This is a genomic window from Sphingobium chlorophenolicum (assembly GCF_000722875.1).
Classification (GTDB): Bacteria; Pseudomonadota; Alphaproteobacteria; order Sphingomonadales; family Sphingomonadaceae; genus Sphingobium; species Sphingobium chlorophenolicum.
Genome location: NZ_JFHR01000048.1, coordinates 1 through 12,575, shown reverse-complemented (window position 1 = coordinate 12,575; position 12,575 = coordinate 1). Strand labels below are relative to the sequence as shown.

At 64.2% G+C, this 12,575-nt stretch carries 12 protein-coding genes and 1 tRNA gene; 10 read left to right on the top strand and 3 right to left on the bottom strand.

What is annotated here, in order from left to right; genetic code table 11:
* Window position 1: 1 nt before the first annotated feature.
* Complete coding sequence (locus tag BV95_RS17180) at window positions 2–853, top strand: glycosyltransferase family A protein (RefSeq protein ID WP_037454796.1); 852 nt, start codon at window positions 2–4, stop codon at window positions 851–853.
* A 54-nt stretch (window positions 854–907) separates the two neighbouring features.
* On the opposite strand, the gene BV95_RS17175 is transcribed toward BV95_RS17180, so the two are convergent.
* Window positions 908–2,239: an MFS transporter gene (locus BV95_RS17175; RefSeq protein WP_037454793.1), complete on the bottom strand. Its 1,332-nt coding sequence runs from the start codon at window positions 2,237–2,239 to the stop codon at window positions 908–910.
* 244 nt (window positions 2,240–2,483) lie between these two features.
* Here BV95_RS17175 and cyoA point away from each other — a divergent pair, with 244 nt between their 5' ends.
* From cyoA to BV95_RS17140, 7 genes are read left to right on the top strand one after another with little or no spacing between them, the layout of a single operon-like run.
* Window positions 2,484–3,524 carry a ubiquinol oxidase subunit II gene (gene cyoA, locus BV95_RS17170; protein ID WP_156028699.1) on the top strand — a complete coding sequence of 347 codons (1,041 nt, stop codon included), beginning with the start codon at window positions 2,484–2,486 and terminating at the stop codon, window positions 3,522–3,524.
* A gap of 4 nt (window positions 3,525–3,528) precedes the next feature.
* Window positions 3,529–5,529, top strand: a complete 2,001-nt coding sequence (cyoB, locus tag BV95_RS17165) for a cytochrome o ubiquinol oxidase subunit I (RefSeq protein WP_037454788.1) — start codon at window positions 3,529–3,531, stop codon at window positions 5,527–5,529.
* Between the two features lie 5 nt (window positions 5,530–5,534).
* Window positions 5,535–6,158 (top strand): cytochrome o ubiquinol oxidase subunit III, encoded by a 624-nt coding sequence (gene cyoC / locus BV95_RS17160; protein WP_037454785.1) that lies wholly within the window; start codon window positions 5,535–5,537, stop codon window positions 6,156–6,158.
* Window positions 6,155–6,550: a cytochrome o ubiquinol oxidase subunit IV gene (gene cyoD, locus BV95_RS17155; RefSeq protein ID WP_037454782.1), complete on the top strand. Its 396-nt coding sequence runs from the start codon at window positions 6,155–6,157 to the stop codon at window positions 6,548–6,550. The genes cyoC and cyoD overlap by 4 nt, the downstream gene beginning before the upstream one ends.
* Window positions 6,547–7,272 carry an SURF1 family protein gene (locus BV95_RS17150; RefSeq protein WP_037454779.1) on the top strand — a complete coding sequence of 242 codons (726 nt, stop codon included), beginning with the start codon at window positions 6,547–6,549 and terminating at the stop codon, window positions 7,270–7,272. Before cyoD ends, BV95_RS17150 begins: the two co-directional genes overlap by 4 nt.
* Window positions 7,269–8,594 (top strand): ATP-binding protein, encoded by a 1,326-nt coding sequence (locus tag BV95_RS17145; RefSeq protein WP_037454776.1) that lies wholly within the window; start codon window positions 7,269–7,271, stop codon window positions 8,592–8,594. Before BV95_RS17150 ends, BV95_RS17145 begins: the two co-directional genes overlap by 4 nt.
* Window positions 8,587–9,117, top strand: coding sequence for a response regulator transcription factor (locus BV95_RS17140; protein WP_037454879.1), 531 nt, complete (start codon window positions 8,587–8,589; stop codon window positions 9,115–9,117). The genes BV95_RS17145 and BV95_RS17140 overlap by 8 nt, the downstream gene beginning before the upstream one ends.
* Window positions 9,118–9,304: 187 nt before the next feature.
* Here BV95_RS17140 and BV95_RS17135 read toward each other — a convergent pair.
* Window positions 9,305–9,378, bottom strand: a tRNA-Gly gene (locus tag BV95_RS17135).
* A 172-nt stretch (window positions 9,379–9,550) separates the two neighbouring features.
* On the opposite strand from BV95_RS17135, the gene BV95_RS17130 reads away from it, so the two are divergent.
* Entirely contained in the window at window positions 9,551–11,119 is a 1,569-nt protein-coding gene (locus tag BV95_RS17130; RefSeq protein ID WP_037454877.1) for a PAS domain S-box protein, read from the top strand.
* Window positions 11,120–11,253: 134 nt separating this feature from the next.
* A complete protein-coding gene (locus BV95_RS17125) occupies window positions 11,254–12,126 on the top strand; it encodes an alpha/beta fold hydrolase (RefSeq protein WP_037454873.1) in 873 nt (290 codons plus the stop codon).
* A 230-nt stretch (window positions 12,127–12,356) separates the two neighbouring features.
* Here the strand turns inward: BV95_RS17125 and BV95_RS17120 are convergent.
* Window positions 12,357–12,575: GIN domain-containing protein (locus BV95_RS17120; protein WP_202901571.1), on the bottom strand; the 219-nt coding region annotated here is incomplete at its 5' end.

The window sequence follows — 12,575 nt, the reverse complement described above, 5'->3', positions numbered from 1 at the left end:
GGTGGGCATCGCCGTCGGCATATTCGCGCATCAGGAGGAGCGGCGGATCGGGCTGTGCCTGGCGTCCCTGCCGCTGGATCGGGCGGATAGCGTCTTCCATGTGCTGGTGAACGGTTCGACGGACGCCACGGCGGCGCGGGCGCGGGAGGCGGCGGACGGACGGGCGAATGTCATCGTCCATGATCTGGCCGCCGGGGGCAAGGCGCGGACCTGGAATCATTTCGTGCATGATCTGCTGAACGGGGATGAGGATGCCGTCATCTTCCTGGACGGCGATGCGGAGATCGTAACCGGATCGATCGATGCGCTGACAACTGCCCTCGCGGCACAGCCTGAGGCCCACGCGGCGGCAGGGATGCCGGTCAACGGGCGCTCTGTGGAGGCCTATCGCCGCAGCTTGCGGGAAGAGCGTGGATTGTTCGGCGATCTCTACGCCCTGTCGGGACGGTTCGCCGCCGCAATCCGGGCGCGGGGCCTGCGATTGCCGGAGGATTTGATCGGGGATGACGGGCTGGTCGCGGCCTGGGCGCATACCGGTCTGGGGCGCGATGCCGATTGGGTGCGGGATCGGGTGCTCGCTTGCGAGGATGCCGGCTTCCGGTGCGAGGCGGTGAGCCTGCTGCGGCCCTCCACGCTGCGGATGCAATATCGGCGGATGATCAACTATTCGGTGCGCTTTTTCCAGAACCGGATCATTTCCGACATCATGGGCCGGGAGGGCGTCGACGGGCTGCCGGCGCGCATGGATGCGCTTTATGGGGAGTGGTTGCCGCGTTTTTCGCCGCGCGCGCTGCCTGCGGGATGGTTCGACCGGCGGGCGTTGGCGCGCATGCGGGCCTCTGCGCGGGCATGAAAAAGGCCGGGGAAAATACTCCCCCGGCCCCGTTTCGAATATGGCTGACGGACCTCAGCGATCCCGCCCCGCCAGTTCCTTGTTGATGTAGAGCGCCACCATCGTCGCCACCGCGCCCGACAGCAGGTAGATGCCCGAAGCGGCCAGCCCGAACTTCACCGACAGCAGCAGCGCCACCAGCGGCGCGAAACCGGCACCGACCAGCCACGCCAGGTCCGACGTCAGCGCCGATCCGGTATAGCGCGTTTCGGTCGCGAAGTTCGACGCCACCACGCCCGACGACTGGCCGAACGCCAGCCCCAGCAGCATGAAGCCCAGGATCATGAAGGCGACCTCGCCCAGATCGCCGCCATTCAGCAGCAGCGGCGCCATCACGCTGAAGATCGCGATGCCCAGCGCCGACCATGCCAGCAACGAGCGGCGGCCGATCTGGTCAGCGATGAAGCCCGAAACGACGATGGCCAGCAGGCCGACCGACGCGCCGATCATCTCGATGATCAGGAAGCGCTCCAGCGGCTGTTTGGTAAAGAGCGCCACCCAGCTCAACGGGAACACCGTCACCATGTGGAACAGCGCGAAGCTGGCCAGCGGGGCGAAGGCGCCGATGACGATGTTGCGCCCCTCCGCCTTGACGGTGGGCAGCACTTCGGAGGGTTGCAGGTCCTTCTGCTCGAACAGCCGCTCAAACTCATGCGTCACCACGATACGCAGCCGGGCGAACAGCGCCACGACGTTGATCGCGAAGGCCACGAAGAAGGGATAGCGCCAGCCCCAGTCGAGGAAATCCGCCCGCGACAGAGTCGTCAGGAAGAAGGCGAACAGCCCGCTCGCCACCAGCAGCGCCAGCGGCGCGCCAAGCTGCGGCACCATGGCATACCAGCCGCGCTGATGCCGCGGCGCGTTCAGCGACAGCAGCGAAGCGAGTCCATCCCATGTTCCGCCGAGCGCGACCCCCTGCGCGGCCCGCAAAATGATCAGGACGACGGCGGCATAGTGGCCAATCGTCTCATAACCGGGCATGAAGGCGATCGACGCGGTCGACCCGCCCAGAAGGAACAAGGCCACCGTCAGTTTCGTTCCGCGCCCGAAGTGGCGGTCGATGGCCATGAAGATCAGCGAACCGACCGGCCGCGTGATGAAGGCGACGGCGAAGATCGCGAAGGAATAGAGCGTCCCCGTCAGCGCATCCACATAGGGGAAGACCAGACTGGGAAACACGATCACCGAAGCGATGGCATAGACGAAGAAATCGAAGAATTCGGAGGTGCGACCGATGATCACACCGATGGAAATGTCACCCGGCGCGATATTGTGGTCCCGCGCATTGATCAGGCGCGCATCATCCTCCAGCGACCGGGAGGTGAAGGTCATTGCCTGTGAACTCATAGACATCCGCTCCTTGGCTAAGCCATCGGAACCTTTTTCTGTTCTGCCGATGGCCACTGGCGGGCAGCATAACAGAAAAGCCGCAGAGTCTAAGCAGTATCCCATAGCTCAAGCGTTTTTTGCGTTTGCGCACAATGGGACAAACTGTCCACTTTTCGGCCTCCAGCGGAAGGGTTAGGCGCACATCATGTCACACCCTTTATCCCCTAATTGGACCCGAACTTTCCGTAGGTGCGCGCCGATCATGGCGCTGCCGTTGACGGCATGCGACTGGGTCGTGATGAACCCGTCGGGCGATATTGCGGTGCAGCAGCGCGACCTGATCCTCATCTCGACCGCGCTGATGCTGCTGATCGTCGTGCCGGTCATGGCGCTGGTCGTCTTCTTCGCCTGGCGCTACCGTTCGGCCAACAAAGCGGCGGAAAAGGATTATGATCCGGACTGGGATCACTCCACCAAGCTGGAACTGCTGATCTGGTCGGCGCCGCTGCTGATCATCATCTGTCTGGGCGCGCTGACATGGGTAAGCACGCACAAGCTGGACCCCTATCGCCCGCTCGACCGGATCGACGCGAAGACCGCCATCGACCCGAAGGTGAAGCCCCTGACGGTGGAGGTCGTGGCGCTCGACTGGAAATGGTTGTTCATCTACCCGGAACTGGGGATCGCCACGGTCAATGAACTGGCCATTCCGACCAATGTGCCAGTGCGGTTCGACCTGACCGCCTCGACGGTCATGAACAGTTTCTATGTCCCCGAACTGGCCGGGCAGATCTACGCCATGCCGGGCATGAAGACGCAGTTGCACGCGGTCGCCAACAAGGCGGTCGGCGGCACGGGCTTCTCCGCCAACTATTCGGGCGCGGGCTTCAGCCATATGCGCTTCGCCTATAAGGCGCTGGAGCGGGGCGATTTCGACGCCTGGGTGGCGAAGGTGAAGGCAAGCGGCGCGAATCTCGACCGCACCGTCTATCTGGGTCTGGCAAAGCCGAGCGAGAAGGCGCCCGTCGCCTATTTCTCCGCCGTCGATCCCAAGCTGTTCGACGCGGTGGTGAACCTCTGCCCCAAGCCCGGCCAGCGCTGCATGGGCGAACTGATGCACATCAACATGATGGGCGGCGCGGGCAAGGAGTCGGCGCATGACACGAAGGGCCTGCGCTACGATTTTCCCAACAGCCATGTGATCGAACAGTCGGACGAGAATAAGGGGCAGGAAACCGCCCCCGACGCCCCTGTCGCCCCCTCTTCCCACAGCGGCGCTGACGCGCACGCGCAGCATCGGTAAGGCCATGACTGGAACACTCACAACAACGCAGATGATCTTCGGTCGTCTGACATGGGACGCCTTCCCGTGGCATGAGCCGGTGGTCGTCGCGACCTTCATCGGCGTCGTGATCGGCGGCGTGGCGCTCGTCGCGGCGCTCACTTATTTCGGGCTCTGGGGCTACCTCTGGAAGGAATGGTTCACCAGCGTCGATCACAAGAAGATCGGCATCATGTACATGGTGCTGGGCCTCGTCATGTTCCTGCGCGGCTTTTCCGACGCGATCATGATGCGCATCCAGCAGGCCTGGGCCTTCAACGGCTCCGAAGGCTATCTGAACGCGCACCATTATGACCAGGTGTTCACCGCGCACGGCGTCATCATGATCTTCTTCGTGGCGATGCCGTTCATCACCGGCCTGATGAACTATATCGTCCCGCTCCAGATCGGCGCGCGCGACGTCAGCTTCCCGTTCCTCAACAATTTCAGCTTCTGGATGACGACGGGCGGCGCGGTGCTGGTGATGATCTCGCTGTTCGTGGGTGAGTTCGCGCAGACCGGCTGGCTCGCCTATCCGCCGCTGTCGGGCATCGCCTACAGCCCGGCAACCGGCGTCGACTATTATATCTGGGCGCTGCAGGTGGCGGGCGTCGGCACGACATTGTCGGGCATCAACCTGATCGCGACCATCGTGAAGATGCGCGCGCCGGGCATGTCCCTCATGAAGATGCCGGTCTTCACCTGGACGTCGCTCTGCGCGAACGTGCTGATCGTCGCGTCCTTCCCCATCCTGACCGCCACGCTGGTCCTGCTGTCGCTCGACCGCTATGCGGGCACCGCCTTCTTCACCAATGATTTCGGCGGCAATCCGATGATGTACGTCAACCTCATCTGGATCTGGGGCCATCCGGAGGTCTACATCCTCATCCTGCCGCTGTTCGGCGTCTTTTCCGAAGTCACCTCGACCTTCTCCGGCAAGCGGCTGTTCGGCTACACCTCCATGGTCTACGCCACCTGCACGATCATGGTGCTGTCCTACCTCGTGTGGCTGCACCACTTCTTCACCATGGGGTCGGGCGCCAGCGTCAACAGCTTCTTCGGCATCACGACGATGATCATCTCGATCCCGACGGGGGCGAAGCTCTTCAACTGGCTGTTCACCATGTATCGCGGCAGGATTCGCTTCGAACTGCCGATGATGTGGACCGTCGCCTTCATGCTGACCTTCACCATCGGCGGCATGACCGGCGTGCTGCTGGCCGTTCCTCCGGCGGACTTCGTGCTGCACAACTCGCTGTTCCTGATCGCGCACTTCCATAATGTGATCATCGGCGGCGTGCTGTTCGGCCTGTTCGCGGCGATCAACTATTGGTGGCCCAAGGCGTTCGGCTTCAGGCTGAACCAGTTTTGGGGGCATGTCAGCTTCTGGTGCTGGAACATCGGTTTCTGGCTCGCCTTCGGTCCGCTCTATGTGCTCGGCCTCATGGGCGTCACCCGCCGCATGCGCGTGTTCGACGATCCGTCGCTCCAGATCTGGTTCGTCATCGCCGGGATCGGCGCCGCCATCATCGCCGTGGGCATCGGCGCCATGCTGGTCCAGTTCGCCGTCTCCATCTGGAAGCGCGACGAGCTGAAGGTGGAGGGCGATCCCTGGGACGGCCGCACGCTGGAATGGGCGACCAGTTCGCCCCCGCCGGAATATAATTTCGCCTTCACGCCGGTCGTCTACGACACCGACACCTGGGCTGACATGAAGAAGAATAACTACCAGCGTCCACTGACCGGATATCAGGCGATCCATATGCCCAGCAGCACCGGAGCGGGCGTGATCCTTGCCGCGCTCGCCACGCTCTGCGGCTTCGCGCTGATCTGGTACATCTGGTGGCTCGCGGGGCTGAGCTTCATCGGCCTGGTCGCCGTCGCCATCGGCCATAGCTTCAACTACAAGCGCGACTTCTACATCCCCGCGGATGTCGTCACGCGCACCGAGGAAGAGCGCACGCGCATCCTCGCGGCGGGAGTGTAACCCACATGAGCAGCGCAACTGCAACGATGGAACCCCGGGCCTATCATCTGCCGGAGGAACCGCACCTCCACGAAGGCCACAGCACCAATCTGGGCTTCTGGATGTACCTGATGAGCGACTGCCTCATCTTCGCCATCCTCTTCGCCACCTATGCGGTGCTGGGCGGCAGCTATGCGGGCGGGCCGGGGCCGAAGGACCTGTTCGACCTGCCGCTGATCGCGCTCAACACCGCGATGCTGCTCTTCTCCTCCATCACCTATGGCTTCGCCATGCTGGCGATGGAAAAGAACCGGGTCAGCGCCACGCAGGGCTGGCTGTTCGTCACCCTGCTGTTCGGCGGGGCGTTCCTGTGCATCGAACTCTACGAATTCTCGCACCTCATCCATGAGGGCGCGGGGCCACAGCGTTCGGCCTTCCTGTCGTCCTTCTTCACGCTGGTCGGCACCCACGGTCTGCACGTCACCTTCGGTTCGATCTGGCTGGTGACGCTGATGGTGCAGGTCGCGAAAAAGGGCCTGATCCCCGCCAACAAACGCCGCCTGATGTGCCTTTCGATGTTCTGGCACTTTCTGGACGTCATCTGGATCGGCGTCTTCACCTTTGTCTATCTGATGGGAGTCCTGCGGTGAGCGACGCTGTCCATTCCCACGACCACGGCTATCATGAAGAAGGCGCGCACGGCAGCTTTCGCAGCTACATGATCGGCTTTGGCCTGTCGGTGATCCTGACGGCCATCCCCTTCTGGCTGGTGATGTCGGGCGTGCTGAACGACCCGCAACTGACCGGCGTGATCATCATGGGCTTTGCCGCCGTGCAGGTGGTGGTTCACATGATCTACTTCCTACACATGAACACCCGCATCGAAGGCGGCTGGTCGTTCATGGCGATGATGCTGACGCTCGTGCTGGTCGTCATCGTCCTGTCGGGATCGCTGTGGGTTATGTACCATCTGAACGCCAACATGATGCCGCATGCGGACATGGACATGAGCGCCATGCGGAACATGAGCGAGATGCCGTGAAGACGGCCCAAGACGGGGGGCGCTCCGGCCGCTCCCCGGCCTTTGCGATCGGCCTGACGCTGATCGCGCTGTTCTTCTTCGCGGGATTTTGCGTCCTGGGAAGCTGGCAGGTCCAGCGCCTCGCCTGGAAGCGCGACCTGATCGCCCGCGTCGATGCGCGAATCCACGCGCTCCCCATTCCGGCCCCCCGCGCAGCCACCAGAGCCGACGAATATCGCCGGGTCAGGATTTCAGGCCATTTCCTCCATGACAAGGCCGCGCTGGTGCAGGCCGTGACGGTGCGCGGCGCGGGTTTCTGGGTGCTGACGCCCCTCGTCACCGACCAGGGCTTCACCCTGATCGTCAATCGCGGCTTCGTGCCGCCCGATAAGCGCCGCGATTATGCAAGGCCGCAGGGGAAGGTGCTTGTCACGGGCCTGCTGCGCCTCAGCGAACCGGGCGGCGGCTTCCTGCGCTCCAACGACCCTGCGGCCGACCGCTGGTATTCCCGCGACGTCGCCGCCATCGCCGCCGCGCGGGGGATCAGCGGCCCGCTGGCCGATTATTTCATGGACGCCGACGCCGCCTGCGGCCCCGACAGCCTGCCTGTCGGCGGCCTCACCATCGTCAAATTCCCCAACAGCCACCTGGAATATGCGATCACATGGTTCGTGCTGGCGGCGATGGTCGCGGGCGGGTACATAATCGTCATGCGTCAGGCGCGAAAAGACCGCCGGGGATGAACCGGAACCTGCCGATCAGCACCCTCTGGCAACCCAGCCAGTGGCCCGCCGACGCCGCCGGGCGCAAGAATCTGGCGCTGCTGGTGCAATTGCGCTGGCTGGCCATCGCGGGCCAGCTCATCACCATATTGGCGGTGCATTTCATCATGGGCATCCGCCTGCCGCTGGCGCCGATGCTGCTGGTCGCGGGCATGGCGATGGTGATGAACGGCCTCAGCTTCGGCGTGCTGCGCAGGCGGACCGACGTGTCCCATGCCGAACTGTTCCTGTCGCTGCTGTTCGACGTGCTGCTGCTGACGGCGCAGCTTTATCTTTCCGGCGGGGCGACCAATCCCTTCATCTCCCTCTATCTGGTGCAGGTGGCGCTGGGCGCGGTGTTGCTCGACCGCTGGAGCATCTGGGGCATCGTCTTCGTATCGGCGCTGTGCGCGGGGTTGCTGGCGCTGCATTACCGGCCGCTGGACCTGCGCGGGGCGCTGGAGGGTCATTTGTTCGACCTGCATATCGTCGGCACCTGGATCTGCCTCACCATGGTCGCGGTGCTGCTGGTGCTGTTTGTGCTGCCGGTGACGCGCAACCTTCAGGCGCGGGAGGCCTATCTCGCCCGGCTGCGGCAACAGGCGGCGGAGGAGGAGCATATCGTCCGCATGGGCCTGCTGGCGTCGGGCGCGGCGCATGAACTGGGCACGCCCCTGTCCCAGCTTGCGGTGGTGCTGGGCGACTGGAAACATATGCCGGAGGTCAGGGAGCATCCCACCCTGATCGAGGAGGTGGACGAGATGCAGGCCGCCGTCCAGCGCTGCAAGCAAATCGTCACCGGCATCCTCATCTCCTCCGGTGAGGCGCGGGGCGAGGCGCCCGAAGTCACCAATGTGCGCGACTTCATCGACGGCATCGCCATGGAGTGGCGCAGGGCCAATCCCGGCATGCCGCTGCGCTGCGATTTCGGGCCGCATGATTATCCGCGCATCATCGCCGATCCGGTGATCCGGCAGGCGATCGGCAATCTGCTGGACAATGCGCGGGAGGCGGGCGCGACCTATATCGACCTGCTGGTGGGACGCGACAGCGCCTCGCTCAACATCGCGGTGCGCGACAATGGCAGCGGCTTTTCCGAAGCCATGCTGGAGGATTTCGGCAAACCCTACCGGTCGAGCAAGGGGCAGGGCGGCCATGGCCTGGGCCTCTTCCTGGTGGTCAATGTCGTGCGTAAGCTGGGCGGCAGCGTATCGGCCAGCAACGGCGCGGACGGCGGCGCGTTGATCCTGCTGCGCCTGCCGCTGGGCACCGTGGCGCTGGAAGAGGAACATGCCGATGTCTGAGCGCCTGCTGGTGATCGTCGAAGATGATGAGGCCTTCGCGAAAACCCTGAAACGCTCCTTCGAACGGCGCGGCTACACGGTGCTGACGGCGGACAGCCATGCCGCGCTGGAGACGGTTCTGGCGGGCAGCAAGCCGGGCTTTGCGGTGGTCGACCTGAAACTTGGCGCGGAATCCGGGCTGGTCTGCGTGCAGACGCTGCATGCCCATGACCCGGCGATGGTGATCGTGGTGCTGACCGGCTTCGCCAGCATCGCCACCGCCGTGGAGGCGATCAAGCTGGGCGCGTCCAACTATCTGGCCAAGCCGTCCAACACCGACGACATAGAGGCCGCCTTCGCCCGTTCGACCGGCGACCCCTCCACCCCGCTGGCCCCGCGCCCGACATCGATCAAGACGCTGGAATGGGAACATATCCATGAGGTGCTGAAAGACAGTGACTTCAACATTTCCGAAGCGGCGCGGCGTCTGGGCATGCACCGCCGGACGCTGGCCCGCAAACTGGCCAAACGGCAGGTGGGGTAAGCGAGCGTTTCGTGTAGGAGTGACCCATCCTATTCCTCCCCATCGACAGATGGGGAGGGGGACCATGCGAAGCATGGTGGAGGGGAAGATACGCAGGTCACGCCATTTCCCCTCCACCAGCCTTCGGCCGGTCCCCCTCCCCACGCTTCGCGCAGGGAGGATCAGGCTGAAAATGTCAGGAAAATCTTGGAGCGGGTGAAGGGAATCGAACCCTCGTCGTAAGCTTGGGAAGCTTCTGCTCTACCATTGAGCTACACCCGCCTGATGGAACGGGGCTTAGCCGCTGATCCTTATGGCGTCAACGACATCGCCCCTCAGAATTTCACGCAGCGGCAGGGGACCGCGAACATTCGCTTTCGGAAGCGGAACGTCCGGCACGCGGGCGCGTTGTTCATGGCGAACAAGATATTCCACAGGAACCCCTCAGATGAGCATGGCGCCGCCGGAAGGTTCTGGAAACCGCTTCGAACTGCTGGTCCAGAACGTCACCGACTATGCCATCTACATGCTGTCGCCCGACGGCGTCATCGTCAGTTGGAACGCCGGGGCGCGCCGGTTCAAGGGCTATGAGGCCGAAGAGATATTGGGCCGGCACTTCTCCTGCTTCTATCCGGAGGAGGACCGGTTGGCGGGCCTGCCCTCTAGAGCGCTGGAAACGGCGGCGCGGGAAGGCCGGTTCGAGGCGGAGGGATGGCGCATCCGCAAGGACGGCTCGCGCTTCTGGGCGCATGTTGTCATCGACGCGATCCGGGAGGCGGACGGCGAACTGATCGGCTTTGCCAAGATCACCCGCGACCTCACCGAACGGCGGGAGGCGCAACTGGCGCTGGAGGAGGCGCGGGAAACCATCTTCCAGGCGCAGAAGATGGACGCCATCGGCAAGCTGACCGGCGGCGTCGCGCATGATTTCAACAATCTGCTGGCGGTGATCGTCGGCAGCCTGGACCTGGCGAAGCAGCGGCTGGCGACCGGGGCGGACGTGTCGCGCTACATCGACAATGCGATGACCGCCGCCGAACGCGGCGCGACCTTGACGCAGCGCATGCTCGCCTTCGCCCGCAAGCAGGAACTGAAGCTGCAAAGCGTGGATTGCATGGCGCTGGTGCGCGACATGGCCGACCTGCTGCGGGCGACGCTGGGCGCGGGGGTCGTCATAGAGACGCGCTTTCCCCTGCATCTGAGCGCCGCCCATGCCGATCCGGCGCAGCTTGAACTGGCGCTGGTCAACCTGGCGATCAATGCGCGGGACGCCATGCCGGAGGGCGGGCGGATCGTCATAGAGGGCGCGGAGGACAGCCCGCCGCCGGGCCGACGCCCCGATCCGGAGGCCGGGCGCTATATACGCCTGTCCGTCGTGGACGAGGGCGAGGGCATGGACGCCGCGACGCTGGAACGGGCGCGCGAACCCTTCTTCACCACCAAGGGGGTGGGCAAGGGCACGGGGCTGGGCCTGTCGATGGTGCATGGCTTCGCCGAACAATGCGGCGGATCGCTGGTGATCGCCAGCCAGCCGGGACAGGGCACCACCGTGTCGCTCTGGCTGCCGGTCGCTTCCGACGCCGCCGCGGAAGAGGCGGCCGAGGCCATCGATGTTCTGGCCCTGCCGGGGGCGGAGCCGATGGTCATATTGGCGGTGGACGACGACGATCTGGTGCTGACCAACACCGCGGGCATGCTGGAGGAACTGGGCCATACGGTGTTCCTGGCGACGTCGGGCGCGGACGCGCTGAGGGTGCTGGAGCAGGGCAGCGTCGACCTGGTCGTCACCGACTTCGCCATGCCGGGCATGAACGGCATGCAACTGGCGGAGGAGATTGAGGGGAGGCTGCCCGGCCTGCCGGTCATCATCATCACCGGCTTCGCTGAACTGCCGCCCAACATGACCCGGCGGCCCCGGCTCGACAAGCCGTTCAAGCAAGTGGAACTGGCCCGCATGGTGACCGCCGCGACGCAAGGGGGACGGAAGATCGTCAGGCTCGCCCCCCAGCCGGGCGACCTGTAACGCTATATTTACCAGCACCGGGCGAAACATCCGTAAAATATGGATTTTCCGCGCTCGCCCCTTGCATGCGACGGGCAGTTCGCCAAAGAGAGATGAACATCGCCCGCCCCCGTCCCACAAATTCGCAGGATCGCATGACCAGGCAAGCCGCGCCGACTTCGCATTTCTACACGTCGCTGCGCATGCGCCTCCATTATCTGGACTGGGGCAACAGCGCGGCGCCCACGCTGATCCTGGTGCATGGCGGGTTCGACCATGCGCGAAGCTGGGACTGGACGGCGCGGGAATTGTCGAAGGATTATCATGTCATCGCGCTCGACCTGCGCGGCCATGGCGACAGCGCCTGGTCGGCCGAAGGCTCCTATATGATGACCAATTATGTCTACGACCTGGCGCAACTGGTGGAGCAGTTGGGCCGCGACCCGGTGATATTGGTCGGCCATTCGCTGGGCGGGTCGATCGCCCTGCGCTATGCCGGGCTGTTCCCGGAAAAGGTCGCCAAGATGGTCGCCATAGAGGGTCTGGGCCTGTCGCCTACCCGGATCGCGGAATATGCCGGGAAACCGGCCCCCGAACAATGGCTGCGCTGGATAGAGAAAAGGCGCGCCCGCGCCCGCCAGACCCGGCGCCATTATCCGACTATAGAGGCGGCGGTGGCGCGCATGCGGGAACGCAACGACCATCTGTCGGTCGAACAGGCGATGCACCTCACCATCCACGGCGTCAACCGCAACGAGGATGGCAGCTACCGCTGGAAATTCGACCCCTATGTGTACGATCCCGCGCCCCAGGCGTGGAACGACGAAGACCTGCCCCAATTCTGGAGCCGGATCACCTGCCCGACGCTGCTGTGCCTGGGGCTGGATAGCTGGGCGTCTAATCCGGTGAAGGACGGACGCGCGGCGCATTTCCAGAATGCCCGACTGGTCGAATTCGCGAATGCGGGCCATTGGCTGCATCACGACCAGTTCGACCGCTTCATCGCGGAATTGCGCGGGTTCCTGTAAAGCGACGGGCTGACCGCTCCCGTCAGCGTGGGTGGTTAGCCGACCTATCCTATTCCTCCCCATCGAGAGATGGGGAGGGGGACCAGCCGTAGGCTGGTGGAGGGGAAGGTGGCACGACCTTCGTATTTCCCCTCCACCACCGCCTTCGGCGGCGGTCCCCCTCCCCACGCTTCGCGTAGGGAGGAATTGATGTCTGCTAATGGCCAGTTCCCGACATTCTGAATAGCTCCCTAATAAACCTCACCCCCGCAACTCACCCGCCCCGTCCCGCGATTATCGACGCTGCACGCGGCTTTCCCCGCCACCGTCACATCGCCCGACCCGGACGCCGTCACCTTCGCCGTCACCTCCGCCATCAACGCCACGTTCCCCGGCCCATCATTCGCCACCACAACCTGCCGCGCCCGCAATCCCTCTGCCGCCACCGCGCCCGGCCCGCTGACCCGCAC